Below are 13530 nucleotides of genomic sequence, written 5' to 3' on the forward strand. Positions count from 1 at the left end.
CACAACACGTGTATAGCATGTAGGCCGTCTGTTTTATCCCCCAATTACTGCTCACTATTAAGATTTAGTCAAAGGGCGAGATTTCCTGTCCGTCCCAATTTTCATTAAAAAGCACCTGAAAGTTCTTGACCGCTTCATGGTGCGGCAATAATGCACCCCGAAAAATGAGTAGCATATTATTTCGCAACGCGCTGGATACCTCAAAACTTCGCAGTAAGATATCTTCAGCATCATAAGCATCCACGGTATATGTCAAAGGAAAGGGCGTAGATACTTGACCAATAAATTGATGGAAAGCAACAGTATGGTCTCCCTGGCTGAATTCCGGGTAAACCACGATTTGCGAAGCATCGACGATGGGGTTGACCAGCGAAGTATGGAAAGGAGCATAAAACTCAGGATCATGACGCCTGCTGATAACAATCTTGTTTACTCGCTTTAAATCCGTAGCATCTGTAAACTCAAATTTTACTTGACTAAAGTATCGTCTTAATACAATCTGTCGTTCCATATCTCCGGTAACAGTGAAGGTATCCAGCACACCAAATATCCGCGCTTGGTGATTGGAAAATCGATTTGCAATGTAGAGCGACGTTGCTGCCGCTGCCTCAGGCAGCATTAACTTTTCACTAGATTCGTTACTGACAAACGAGGCAATGTAGTCGCCGGCTGGCAGCGAAAGGGAAAAGTCGGCGAGGCTTTGCCTTGCAAAATCATATACCCCTGTACTTACCAGGTTTTTATTATCCGCTTCATAAATATAGTAATGCAGGGCCTTTATTGAGGCGTCACTACGTATACCGCTCGTTCCGGTCAAACGTATATTATCCAATTTTACAACGGAGGTCGCTTCCCGGTAGTCGCTAGCTTCACCCCGAAAGCCTGCTTTCGGTATCAGCTTTAAGAACAGGTCGCGTCGCAAGTCAAGAGCTAGGGATTCCAGCGGAAAAACAAAGGTGCTCCGGGCATGCGCAGTATTGGTATTACTGAATTGATTATCCTCGGTAAGAAGTGTATAGTTTCGTCCATCCTGTGAATACGATAACGAAAAGGCTTTCGGCCCCGTGCCCGATGAACTGATATCCAGTCCGAACGATCGTACCTGTACAACACCCGATAAGGGCATTTTCAGAACAATTTCGCTAGCGCCACTGATTGTTAGTCCGAAGCCGGCGCTGTACGTATCATAGCTCCAGCCGGTAGCAAAGGTTTCCGGAATCTGACCTTGATTGAACGTGATAGAGGATCCGCCTGCTACAAATACATCAGGCTCTAGCGTCGACTGATTAAAAGACCAATAGTACAGGTAGCCCTCTTGGCCAGATTGGGGTGAGCGCAATGCCGTGGCATTGCTCGATAGGCCTTTTTGTGCCCGCACACTGCTACGCAACGGGCGGATAAGCTGATCAAATTCCTGGAATTTGACCGCTACCGTATAGCTTTTTTTATCATCGTATTTCGGATCGAAATCTTTTTTGCAAGAGCTGGCGTAAACGATGATAAGTAAAACAGAAAAGCTATACCGCAATAGGTGGGTTAGTGTTTTCATATTACTTTACTTTAGCAAGTTGTAATTGGTAAACCGAAACTAACACTTATTAAACGCGCTCACAAATGATCAGGAAAGATAAGCGATGTTAAACGACTAAAAACGGCAACAAATGTCATTAACCTCTATTCGGACCGCTAAAAGAAGGTCTTAAAGCTTATTTAAAACCAAAAATATGCTTAGACATATAACATGCATCAAAAAGTAGAAATGCATCCCCGCCAACGCCACCTGATGGTCTTTTATAATTCATACCTGTAGTGTCGCACAAAGCGATATTGTTATGGTTTTCACGATAGGAACACCGCGTCACCAAATCATGTTGGGCGTGTGATTGACGATATAATGTAGGTATTCTGTTACTTTTTTTATAAAGGTTAAATACGACGTAAATTTCAGAAAATTAAACCAGTATTTTCGTAAAAAATTGTAGTTATCCACTAAAATAGAAATTAACTATATTATGAAATTGAACGGCCAATGGAAAACAGGAGTACTTGTTAAAAACAAAAAATAATATGAAAATTTACTTATCTGCGATTACGCTAGCGTTGTCAATATTTTCGGCGAATTCCCAAACTAAACTTGTTCATTCTTTGAATAGGATCAATTTGGATGTGTTTGCTACAGGGGTAAACTATTCAAAAGAGTTCCCTATTGCTGATCGATCCACTTTAGAGGGATCTATTGGGATATCCTCTAATTATTACTTTGATGATTTTGCCGTTCAATTTCGATCTAAAATATCTGTTGACTACCGATTCTATTATAATATTGCTTCTAGGAAGAGGAACGGTAGGAACATTCATGGAAATAGCGCTTCTTTCATTGGCGCTACTACTTTTTCGCATCTATTCCCTATTAATAAAATAGAACAGTCCGACAACGAAAGCTTTCTTTTTGGAGGGGCTATTTTTTGGGGTATACGACAACAAATTAAAGACAGTGGTTTTCAGGTAAACTTTCTCGCAGGTCCAGCCCTTGCTATGGACGGCCTAACCGAGCGTAACCCCGCATTGTATGTGAGAACCGGTATCTCCTACCTGTTTTAACTTTAGGTCACAACTAAAACTAAATTTCAGCGAAAAGAGTTGGCCGCTAGTCAAGGCCCACTCTTTTCGTATTTTCCACTTGACGAGCTTCCCAAGTCGGATTCGACCTGTCCCTTTAATTCGCTTCCGAGTAAAAAAACATAAATCTTCTATCTAGCACCGCATCTAATGGGAGGCATGGTTGAACGAGTTATACGTGAGTAATTGCATCACTATTGATTACAAACCGAGCTCCTTCTTAAGCTTGCTTTCCAGCCTCCCATCCAGCGGATACGTAAAATTATAATTTTTAATAGAAAGATCGGCAGCATCCACAAGCATGTAGTGAGGTAACGTGCGTACCGCATAATTCGTCACCACAAAATCTTGGTCGGTAGCGTTGAGCCTGTAATTATGTTGTCCCAATGACAATGCGTTGCTGGCTTTCTCCCAAGCTTCGAAGTCTTTTTCCCAGATTAAGAATATGGGCGTAATATGGAGCTTTTTAAGCGCCGGCGCCGCATCTTTAATCATCCGAATATCTGACTTTGCTTCCTTGTTCCAACTACCCCAAAAAACAAATAGCAAGGTGCCCTCCTTTTTAAACGCGGACAGGTGTAGGCTATCCCCTTGTATATTACGCGGATGCATATCAGGAAAGTTAGGCATATGATCGTAAAACTCCCGCACCTGATCGACTTTGGCAGCTACTTGCTTATACAATGATAGTGCTTTTACGCTGTCCGACACGGATGTTAACATCGTCTGATAGGTTTTATAATTATTCTTGTTTACTTTATCCTCTTTTATTAAATACAATTTAAAGGCATCAGCGATCTTGTCGTCCTGCAGATAGCGTTGCTTTAGTTTCTCGGGATATTCTTGCCTTTGCTGTTCGATTTTCTCTGCGCGCAACACGGCATCCTGATAGGTCTTTGGATTATCAAATGCAGATCGTAAGGCTGCGCGCTGTGCTTGTAGCGCCGCTAAATTTTGTTTTACCTCCTGCTGCATCTGTTGGTAGTCGTTCGTCGCGGGCGAAGTCGTTTCAAAACGCCCTGTCGGTAGCGATCCCGCAGTGGCCTGTCCCTTGAAATGGTATGTCTTACCGTTTTCAAGAAAGACGTTGAACTTCTGTTTCTGGATAACCAGGTTATAAAAATTTGGCTCCGCCAACTCCCCCTGCAGTTCAAAACGTCCGTCTACAATTTGCGCCGCCAACACCGGCTGTGTTGTATTTTCATCCGTATTGATAAATACATTGGTACTATCGGGCAACGAGATATCACCGGTGATATGCACCGTGATGCGGTTAGGAAATGTAGTACTATCCTGTGAAGAAACAGCTTGCGGGGCCGGCTGCCTGCATCCGAAACAAAATATGCACACGAGGCTGGCGAGAAGAAACACGTTTTTCATAAATCAATAATGTATGTTTAAGGCCTATCGATATGTTCAGATTGTATTCTTTGCTATTTTGACAATCACAAAACCATCCATAAACCTATCTATTTTCAAAAAAATAAACAGCTCGCCGTTACCGCTACAATCTCTCTAGGCGTTCTTCTCCATTGACGAGCAGTTTTACCTGATCGCCCTTTTGTCCATAAATCTTGTAATCTTTCACCTTCCCATCTTCCCACGCGATATCTACGGTATACCCACCTCGCGCTTTAAGTCCGCTTACCTTCCCGCTACTCCACATTTTTGGCAGTGCGGGCAACAGGTGCACATAACCATCATGAGATTGCAACAGCATTTCTGCAATACCGGCAGATCCGCCAAAGTTGCCGTCTATCTGGAAGGGTGGGTGCGCACAAAACAGATTAGGATACGTGCCTGCGCCTACGCCATCGTAACTCGTGTCGTTGGCAAAGGCTGGCTTAAGAAGTTGTCTTAAAATTTCCAGCGCATGGTCGCCATCATGCAACCGCGCCCAAAAAAGTATTTTCCACGCTCGCGACCAGCCCGTACCCTCATCGCCCCGTACGTCTAGTGTTTTTCGTGCTGCCGCAGCCCAGTCTGGCGTGGTAACCGGTGATATAAATGACGCGGGGTAAAGTCCGTAAAGATGCGACACATGCCTATGCTGTGGCTCCACCTCTTCATAATCTTCCAACCATTCCATCACGCGGCCTGAAGGGCTGATAACGACGGGCGGCGGCAGATGAGGCAGCCGGTCGGCCAGTTGTTTCGCAAATGGATCCTGCAATGCGAGCACTTCATCTGCTTTGCATACAGACTCGAAAAGCTCCCGAACGATCTGATTGTCGATCGTCGGCCCCATCACGACGGCGGTAGTTTTACCATTCGGCAGTCGGAAAGCATTTTCCGGAGAAACGGAAGGAGATGTTACCCACCATCCCGAGCGCGGATCCTGCACCAGTGTGGCATGATAGAATGCCGCAGCCCCTTTCAAAACCGGATAAATTTCCGCCAAATATTTTTTATCCTGTGTAAACAAATAATGATCCCATAGGTGATTACAGAGCCATCCGGAAGCTGTGCTAGCCCCCCATGAGGCTTGTTCGCCCGGCGCAGTATACCCCCAAACGTTCGTCATCATATAAACTACCCAGCCAGGCGCATCGTAATACGCCTTCGCGGTTTTAGTTCCCGATACAGCGAGTCGCTTGATTAAATCAATAAAAGGCCGATGGTATTCCGATAAATTTCCGCTCTCCACCCCCCAATGATTCATTTGTGCATTAATATTCAGGTGGTAGTCACCGTTCCAAGGTGTCTGTATTTCGTGCGCCCATAGCCCTTGCAAGTTAGGCGGCAACGCGTCCTTAACATGGGGCGCGGTGCTGGCTATACTCAAATACCGGCCAAACTGATAATAGAGCGCCGCCATGCCATTATCCTGCCCTGGATTTTCGAAGAAGTTTCGAATGCGGACATCCGTCGGTTCTGCCATTTTACGTTGCACATCATCCAGTTGTAAAGATACCCGATCAAACACCGCGCTAAAGTTCTTTTGATGCTGGGCGAGAAGCGTACGGTACCGCCAGCGTTTTGCCGCCTGTAGCATTTTTGCATTCGCTTGAACAGGATCATGTCTAGAATAATCTGTTGACAATGCCACATAAATCAATACCTCGTCGGCCTGCTTCACAATAATCTGGTTGTCGTACACCAGTTTTGTGCCCCCCTTGGTCAAAACCTTTACTTTACCCGCAAAGGCCATCCCTTTCCCGGCAAATCCATCGGGCAAATTCCCTGACCAGGTCATGTCATCTGTGGTAACACGCATATCCGAGATGTTTTCATCTCGATAGAAATGTGTTGCAAAGGTAATTGCCTTTCGCTTTGTAGCCGTTAGCCGTATCACGGCAAAATTTTTATCAAAAGACGTGAAGTATTCCCTTAAATATGTCGTTTCGCCCGCTTTAAAAGTGGTAGTAGCTACGGCTCTTGATAAATCTAACGTTCGCTTATATGCCGTGACATCGCCTTCAATGGTATGCAAGAAATTCAGGTAGCCAAAGTTCTGAAAACTACCATAGGGTACAGAAGCGCCGTTTCCTAATCCCGAGCCCAGTCCCTTACAGACAAAATTTTCGTTGACCAATTGCTCGGCAAGTTCGTTTTTACCTTCCTTAAGAAGCTGCTGGATGCGCCCCACACTTTGATGTGCATTATAATTATTGGGATCTTCCGGGCTTCCCGACCACATCGAAATTTCGTTCAGTACAATGGACTCATCATGCACCTTCCCATCAGGCATCATACCGATCTGTCCATTCCCTAAGGGGACACGCTCTTCCCAACGTGCGGCAGGCTTATCATACCACATCATTAGATCTTGGCTATAGGCCTGCACGAGGCAAATGCTTAACAGAGAAGCAACGAAAAGACGAATCGTAACCATCACGCGTTATTTAAATAAAGTGAACGAGGCTACCGAAAACGATTTCCCAACAGTCTCTTTTGGAATAAACCGCAAGAATTTAAAAGCAAAAGAGCCTTCGAAATGAATAGTCTGCGCAATAGGGTTTGCCTGAATATTAGAAAACTCTCCCGTTTTCACCGGCTGCCATTTCTTGCCATCACGACTGCCTTCTATTTCATATTTCAATACAATACCTTCCTTCATCCCATCTTGCCGGGGTAAATAGGAAAGTGCGGAGATGGGCTGGCTTAATTCCAATATAACGCCATCCCGAAACGCGGCAATATTTTCAAACGTTCCGGCCTGTTCGTCAAAAGCTTTTGCTAGGCGATGCTTGCTTTTTACCTGAAATTCGTCCGCAGTAAGTTTGGTCTTCACCGCCGTTGCTTCGTCGTATGAAAAAGCTTCGGTAAATTCTTTATACAGACCAAATTCGCTTAGCGTAGGCGCTACGGGAGCATAGACCTTCAACTTAAGCTTGGATACCTGAATTGGAGCGGCCAACTTGATCAAGCGATTGGCTCCGATGCTGGTCGCAGACGTCAGGTGTTGCCATGTCCCTTGGTTCTCAACCTGGATGACCACACTATCTATACGTTGTCCAAGTTTTATATTTTCGCGCAGTTGAATAATGTCGAATTCTTTTTCTCCACTTAGGGTCACCGTAAGTTCCGGAGTCAAGACATTATCATCGGATGCATAGTAACTATAACGGTCGCCGTCCAGCATCCATTTCGTTGCAAATTTTTCTGCATTTGCCCGTACGTTTGATGCCACTATAGTCGCGTCTTTTGCTAAATTTTCAGCGAAGGTCTTATTTATTTTTTCGCCAAATGCAGCTAATGACTTCACATCATTTTTATGCAGATAGCCATCAGGCATCGGTGCTAGCCCCAAGTTCATATTGGCACCACGCCCTACAGACTTGAGATAGATCTCAAAGAGTTCGTCAGGAGTTTTTACGTTAGCATCTTGGTCTGCATGGTAAAACCATCCGGCGCGATGCGGCACATCGCATTCTGCCGGGATCCAATGCGTACCGTTACGCGTTCCAGACGGTGATTCGCTGTAGTCGGCCTGCCCTGGCACAGGTGGTTTACCGTCCAGACCTCGGGGTGTAAACGTTGCCCAACTCGTCTCATCAGCAAATCCATGTTCATTTCCGACCCAACGCATATCAGGCCCTACATCCGAAAAGATCATAGCCATAGGCTGCTTAGCTCGGACAATGGGCCAGGTTTTCTCGTGCCAGGCATAATACGTCGCTCGATCAATCGTCCTTTTTTCATTTCGCCCGCCATAATAGCCATCGCCACCGTTAGCCCCATCGTGCCATGAAGTAAACAATTCGCCGTACTGTGTCATCAGCTCGGTCAATTGCTGCCGGTAGGCATCAGCATACGCTGGAGTACCATAACGCACATCATTTCTGTCCCAGGCCGATAAGTAAACACCGAATTGCATCCCTTGCTTATGGGTAGCTTCCATAAATTCCTTAACCATATCCCCTTTACCATCGTTGTAGGGAGAGCTTGCAATACTGTAGTCGGTAGTCGCCGTTGGCCAGAGGCAAAAGCCATCGTGATGCTTGGCAACGGATATCAAACCCTTAAAACCGCCTGATGCCGCCGCAGTCGCAATCTGTAGAGCGTCGAATTGCTTCGGGTTGAAGATGCTAGGGTCAGCATCGCCAAAGCCCCATTCTTTATTCTGAAATGTTGTCGGTGTGAAATGTATCAGACAATATGTTTCCATCTCATGCCAGCGCAATTGTCGCTCGGAGGGCAACGCCCCGTAAGGCTTAGGCGCCTCTTGAGCGTGAATCATAGCTGGAAAAATCAGAGACAGCAAAAAGGATTTATATCTTTTCATTATAATTAACTTGAGCCAGTGAAAATAACGATAATTGCCGAGATACAAAAAAACCGATCAAGTTTAAAACAGTAAATAATGTGTAACCATATCCTATGCAACAGCATACCTCTGCCAACGTAGAAGACAACAGAAAAACGAAATACGGCTTAACTATCCCACACCCTGCGCCGGTACTTACGGTCTATTCGATAGCGAAGATGTAACATGCATGCCCGCCCCGAAAGAGATACTATAGATTTAAAGCAGCATAGTCTGTTAAAACTGATTATAATGCGTACCTTAATAGGCAGAATTAAAATTGTAGAAAAATGGCAGAAATTACATTTAAAGGAACAGCAATACATACCCAAGGGGAATTGCCAACAGTTGGATCACCGGCTCCGGAGTTCAAATTGACAGCGGGAGATTTATCCGAAAAAAGCTTAAGCGATTTTAAAGGCAAGAAGGTGATCTTAAATATCTTCCCGAGTGTGGATACGGGTACCTGTGCCGCATCCGTCAGGAAGTTTAACGAGGAAGCCGCAGGGTTAGAAAACACCATTGTTTTATGTATATCTCGCGATCTTCCTTTCGCTCAGAGTCGCTTCTGTGCTGCCGAGGGGATTGAAAATGTGGTATCGCTTTCTGAATATAAAGACAATAATTTTTCGGAAGCATATCAGCTTAGAATTGTTGACGGCCCGCTAGCCGGTTTACTAAGCAGATCAGTGGTCGTTATCGACGAGGAAGGCACAGTAACCTACACGGAACAGGTCGGAGAAACAGCAGATGAACCAAACTACGAACAGGCGTTAGCCTCTGTATAGTCGCTCCACGGTCACACCGTAAAAAAGGCCCCCAGAAAGTCACATGCTTTCTGGAGGCCTTATCCTATAGTCACCGTTTATTTCGAGGCGTCTAGCGCCTGTAAGATATCCCCGATAATATCCGCCTTGTCTTCAATTCCGACAGACAAACGAATACTTCCTGGCTTAATCCCCAAATTTAGGCGCTCCTCTTCGGATAATTTTGAATGCGTTGTGGAACCCGGATGGGTAGCTATAGAACGTGCATCACCAAGATTGGACGTGTACAAAATCATTTTTAAAGCGTCTAGAAACTTGTATGCTCTTTCTTTGCCGCCCTTCACTTCGAAAGTAACAATACCGCCACCCGCCTTCATTTGTTGGGTAGCAAGCTGGTACTGTGGATGAGAAGGCAGAAAAGGATATTTAACATCATGAATCTCGTCATGCTCTGCCAAGGTTTCAGCCAGTGCCAGTGCATTGCTGCAGTGACGATCCATACGCAAGCCCAACGTATCAATACTTTTCGATAACACCCACGCATTAAAAGGCGACATCGCAGGCCCCGTGTGACGTATAAAAAACATAAGCTTGTCGATAAGCTCTTGCTTTCCGACGATGACACCGCCCAAAACGCGACCCTGCCCGTCCATATATTTCGTTGCAGAGTGGATAGAAAGATCAAATCCGTAATCCAAGGGCTTTTGCAAATAAGGCGTCGCAAAACAGTTATCGATCGCAAATATAATGTGTGGATATTTCGCTTTTAGCTGACCAAGAAAAGCCAGATCGGCCAATTCCAATCCCGGATTGGAGGGCGATTCCAGAAAAACAATCTTCGTGTTTGGTTGAATGGCCTGTTCCCAGGCATCATTATCTACGGCATCCACGTAGGTATGGGTCACTCCCCAGCGCGGAAACAACTGCGTAAATAGCTGATGTGTGGATCCGAATATGGCGCGCGACGATACGATGTGATCGCCATGCTCCACAAATCCGGCAAACGACGCGAAAACAGCTGCCATGCCTGAAGCAAAAGCAAGCCCCGCCTCTGCACCCTCCAAAATACAAACTTTGTTGATAAACTCTGTCGTGTTTGGATTCGCATAACGCGAATAAACCATCCCCTCTTCTTCCTCAGCAAAAATTGCCCTTCCCTGCTCTGCGCTATCAAATATGAAGCTTGATGTTAAATATAGCGGAGCGGAATGCTCACGCGTGGCTGAACGCGGAACCTGCTCCCGAATAATTCTAGATTGATCCTTTTCCATGATGAGCAAATTTAATTTTTTAGTCTAGTAAATTGATATGTTTTTTTCTTTTTTCTAGTACCGTGGCTGTTAATATCAAAACCCCAACACCGCAACCGGCTGTTTCCGTTTTGGGGAATGGTTTTTGCAGACTTCCAGCAGCGAAATCTAACGGCATAGAAAACACAGTAGCGTCGAGATAACGTATCATGGCAAATAGACCCGTATGAAAGGTCAACATGTTGTTATTTATTTTCGCCAAATATTTGTTTTCTCATATTAAAATACTATGTTAGCATATTATTTTATTCGTAAAAATCCGCTAACCAAAAAGTATTTGTATGAAAAGATTACTACTCGGATTGATGCTAGCCAGCCCGACATTGTTATGGGCACAAGGTTCGCAAGTAAACACACAAAGCCAAAAAGCTGTGGGCATGTCAGGTGCCGGTTCTGCACTTTTTATTGATGAAGCTTCTATCTTTTATAGCCCCGGCGCATTGTCAAAAATGGATCATAACGCCATTTCTATCGGAGCAAGCGGGGTCATGTATCGGTCGGCCTTCCGCGAGCTGAACAGCAACGATGTACACAACACGAAATTTAAGATTACCCCACCTTTTTCTGCATTTGCAGCATTTGGCCCTAAAAATTCCTGGTGGAAAGCCGGTATCGGGGTGTATACACCCTTTGGTGGATCGGTAAATTGGGGCACCGAATGGCCCGGCCGGTATGAGCTTAACCACTTAGAGCTTCGCGCTATATTTATTCAACCTACGCTAAGTTTCAGGATTACGGAAAACTTCGGTATAGGCGGGGGTTTTGTCTATAACATCGGACAAGTAGATCTTTCCCGCTCCCTCCCGCTAACCGGAGCTGATGGCCAGATGGCGCAAGCCCAACTCACCGGCACAGGAACGGGAATGGGCTTTAATGTGGGGGTACACTACCACTTGGAAAATGAATTTGCTGTATCGTTAAGTTACCGATCAAAGGTGATTACGAAACTACGTGATGGCGATGCCGAATTTACGGTTCCGCCTGCACTGGCCACCTCCTTTCCAAACACGACGTTTAATTCCGAACTACCGCTACCCGCATCTTTTAACGTAGGTTTGGCTTTCCCTGTCGGAGAGAAATTGGATATCGCGGCTGATGCTACCCTGATTGGATACGACATCTATAAAGAGCTGGTCTTTGATTACCGAGACAATACACCGGTATTGGAAGATACGCGCCAGGTAAAAAAATATGAAAATGCGTTTTCCGGAAAAGTCGGCGTAAATTATAAAACGACCGATCACTTAACACTTCGTGCCGGAGCAGGTTACGTCTATTCACCGGTCCGAGGACCTTACGTATCGCCAGAAACGCCCGATAACAACCGCGTAATGGGCTCGGTAGGCTTTACTTATGACATCAACGACCGCTGGGATCTGACAGGAGCCTATGTGTTTCAGCACCTCTTGGAAAGAACCGTAACAAGTGCCGCCACAGGTCTAGCCGGCACCTATAAAACCAATATCCATGCACCCGGTATAATGTTAACTTACAAATGGTAAAAACGATGAAAAGAGTATTTAACTACACATGGATCAATATAGGCTTACTAGCCCTTGCTTTTTCTTCTTGTAAACCTGAGATTGAAGGTTTTCAACCGCGTGCTGGAGAAGCCGATTTTACAAAATTTATCGCTGTGGGTAACTCGTTAACAGCGGGCTTTGCCGATGGAGGGCTCTACCTAGAAGGGCAACAGGTCGCATTTCCAAATCTGATTGCCGAACAATTAACGCAAGTAGGTGCTGGACAATTTCGCAGTCCTTTTTTCTCGGAAGATCAACGTAATGGATCCGGCTATCTGGAATTGACAGCCCTAGTAAATGGACAGCCGCAAACAGCGAACGTGACGAGCAACTTAGGCTATCGTGCTGCCGGCAGGTTAACGAAGTACACCGATGATATCGAAAACTTAGGTGTTCCAGGCATGCGCCTTGATTTAGCTTTTATACCTCAATTTGGAGCACTCAATATGTATTACGAACGTCTTCTGCCGGATGCTGATGTAAATAACAAACCGTATTTTGACTTCGTCAGCAACAGAAACCACACCTTTTTTAGCTTTTGGCTCGGGAATAATGATGTGCTAGGCTATGCCATGAATGGCGGATTCGCAGACCCACAAAATCCTACCACGGCGTTAACCAGCGTTGCCACATTCAGCGCGTTGTATACCAGATTTATTGACAGGCTGACTGAGGGTGACAAAAAGGGTGTCGTAGCGACAATTCCAACAGTGACCAGTATCCCATTTTTCACCACAGTGACGACGGCGCGTTTGGAAGCGGGGGTCTCTGCAAGCACAAACGGGCAATTTACCAGAATTTTCATTGCAACGGCCGCCGGACCGCGCGCAGCGACAAGTGAGGATCTGTTTACACTAACTTTCCCGACAGATACGCTTGGAAAAACACGCAACGGCATTCCGGGCTACGGCTTGAGCCCGTTAAATCCGCTGGAAGATAAATTAGCGTTAGATAGGGATGAGATTGTGGAAATTACAGAGCGCGTTAACGCCTTCAACGAAATCATTAAAGCGACCGCAGCCAATAAAAAATTGGCAGTAGCAGATGCCCAAGCCTTTCTCAACAGCGTAAGGAGCCCTGGAATCATATATAACGGGGTCGGCGTCAACGCTTCTTTTATTACGGGAAATGCATTTTCTTTGGATGGTGTACATTTAACGCCTATGGGAAATGCATTGATAGCAAACCTATTTATCGACGCGATAAACAGGCAATATGGAAGTCGAATACCAAAGGTTGATGCGACGAAATATCGGGGCGTAAAGTTCCCATAAGTAACGCAACGGATAAATAAGCTTTACAAAGCCCGGCAAATAAAACGCCGGGCTTTTTTTACGGTAGGCTTTTGTTAATACCTAACATGTCAAACGCTTTTCTTAGCTAGTTTTTGCAAAGAAAAACTATTGGTCACTTTCGGAAAACTCCTGCCGTACGCTACAAAATGTACGTTCGTACCAGGCAATAGTGTTGCATATCACCTGCAATTTATCTAAGTTTGAGCGAACGTTGAAAGCGCGGTGCCTCTGCTATTCAAAAGAAGCATGAGGCTCGAGGCGCTCAGG

At 45.4% G+C, this 13530-nt stretch carries 9 protein-coding genes; 4 read left to right on the plus strand and 5 right to left on the minus strand.

What is annotated here, in order from left to right:
* Positions 1-64 precede the first annotated feature (64 nt).
* Positions 65-1549 (minus strand): hypothetical protein, encoded by a 1485-nt coding sequence (locus tag B0I21_RS17065; protein ID WP_133641691.1) that lies wholly within the window; start codon positions 1547-1549, stop codon positions 65-67.
* A gap of 518 nt (positions 1550-2067) precedes the next feature.
* Here B0I21_RS17065 and B0I21_RS17070 point away from each other — a divergent pair.
* The gene (locus B0I21_RS17070) at positions 2068-2601 is read left to right on the plus strand and encodes a hypothetical protein (protein WP_133641692.1); all 534 of its coding nucleotides are present in this window, start codon (positions 2068-2070) and stop codon (positions 2599-2601) included.
* Positions 2602-2820: 219 nt separating this feature from the next.
* Here the strand turns inward: B0I21_RS17070 and B0I21_RS17075 are convergent, their stop codons facing one another.
* The 3 genes from B0I21_RS17075 to B0I21_RS17085 form a co-directional block, all read right to left on the minus strand.
* Positions 2821-3999 (minus strand): DUF4369 domain-containing protein, encoded by a 1179-nt coding sequence (locus B0I21_RS17075; RefSeq protein WP_133641693.1) that lies wholly within the window; start codon positions 3997-3999, stop codon positions 2821-2823.
* 124 nt (positions 4000-4123) lie between these two features.
* A complete protein-coding gene (locus B0I21_RS17080) occupies positions 4124-6454 on the minus strand; it encodes a glycoside hydrolase family 95 protein (RefSeq protein WP_133641694.1) in 2331 nt (776 codons plus the stop codon).
* Between the two features lie 6 nt (positions 6455-6460).
* Positions 6461-8347, minus strand: a complete 1887-nt coding sequence (locus tag B0I21_RS17085) for an alpha-L-fucosidase (RefSeq protein WP_133641695.1) — start codon at positions 8345-8347, stop codon at positions 6461-6463.
* A 311-nt stretch (positions 8348-8658) separates the two neighbouring features.
* On the opposite strand from B0I21_RS17085, the gene tpx reads away from it, so the two are divergent.
* Positions 8659-9156: a thiol peroxidase gene (gene tpx, locus B0I21_RS17090; RefSeq protein ID WP_133641696.1), complete on the plus strand. Its 498-nt coding sequence runs from the start codon at positions 8659-8661 to the stop codon at positions 9154-9156.
* Between the two features lie 77 nt (positions 9157-9233).
* Here tpx and B0I21_RS17095 read toward each other — a convergent pair whose 3' ends face one another.
* A complete protein-coding gene (locus tag B0I21_RS17095; RefSeq protein WP_133641697.1) occupies positions 9234-10406 on the minus strand; it encodes a trans-sulfuration enzyme family protein in 1173 nt (390 codons plus the stop codon).
* A 320-nt stretch (positions 10407-10726) separates the two neighbouring features.
* Between B0I21_RS17095 and B0I21_RS17100 the strand changes: the two genes are divergently transcribed.
* Positions 10727-11947: an OmpP1/FadL family transporter gene (locus B0I21_RS17100; RefSeq protein ID WP_133641698.1), complete on the plus strand. Its 1221-nt coding sequence runs from the start codon at positions 10727-10729 to the stop codon at positions 11945-11947.
* A gap of 5 nt (positions 11948-11952) precedes the next feature.
* Entirely contained in the window at positions 11953-13242 is a 1290-nt protein-coding gene (locus B0I21_RS17105) for an SGNH/GDSL hydrolase family protein (protein WP_133641699.1), read from the plus strand.
* Positions 13243-13530: the final 288 nt, after the last annotated feature.

It is taken from the genome of Sphingobacterium paludis (assembly GCF_004364125.1).
Taxonomy (GTDB): Bacteria; Bacteroidota; Bacteroidia; order Sphingobacteriales; family Sphingobacteriaceae; genus Sphingobacterium; species Sphingobacterium paludis.

What these genes read in the sequence shown, in the direction of transcription:
- B0I21_RS17085 (WP_133641695.1), bottom strand. Translation starts at nt 8,347, where the DNA reads ATGAAAAGATATAAATCCTTTTTGCTGTCTCTGATTTTTCCAGCTATG.
- B0I21_RS17070 (WP_133641692.1), top strand. Translation starts at nt 2,068, where the DNA reads ATGAAAATTTACTTATCTGCGATTACGCTAGCGTTGTCAATATTTTCG.
- B0I21_RS17080 (WP_133641694.1), bottom strand. Translation starts at nt 6,454, where the DNA reads ATGGTTACGATTCGTCTTTTCGTTGCTTCTCTGTTAAGCATTTGCCTC.
- B0I21_RS17075 (WP_133641693.1), bottom strand. Translation starts at nt 3,999, where the DNA reads ATGAAAAACGTGTTTCTTCTCGCCAGCCTCGTGTGCATATTTTGTTTC.
- B0I21_RS17095 (WP_133641697.1), bottom strand. Translation starts at nt 10,406, where the DNA reads ATGGAAAAGGATCAATCTAGAATTATTCGGGAGCAGGTTCCGCGTTCA.
- tpx (WP_133641696.1), top strand. Translation starts at nt 8,659, where the DNA reads ATGGCAGAAATTACATTTAAAGGAACAGCAATACATACCCAAGGGGAA.
- B0I21_RS17100 (WP_133641698.1), top strand. Translation starts at nt 10,727, where the DNA reads ATGAAAAGATTACTACTCGGATTGATGCTAGCCAGCCCGACATTGTTA.
- B0I21_RS17105 (WP_133641699.1), top strand. Translation starts at nt 11,953, where the DNA reads ATGAAAAGAGTATTTAACTACACATGGATCAATATAGGCTTACTAGCC.
- B0I21_RS17065 (WP_133641691.1), bottom strand. Translation starts at nt 1,549, where the DNA reads ATGAAAACACTAACCCACCTATTGCGGTATAGCTTTTCTGTTTTACTT.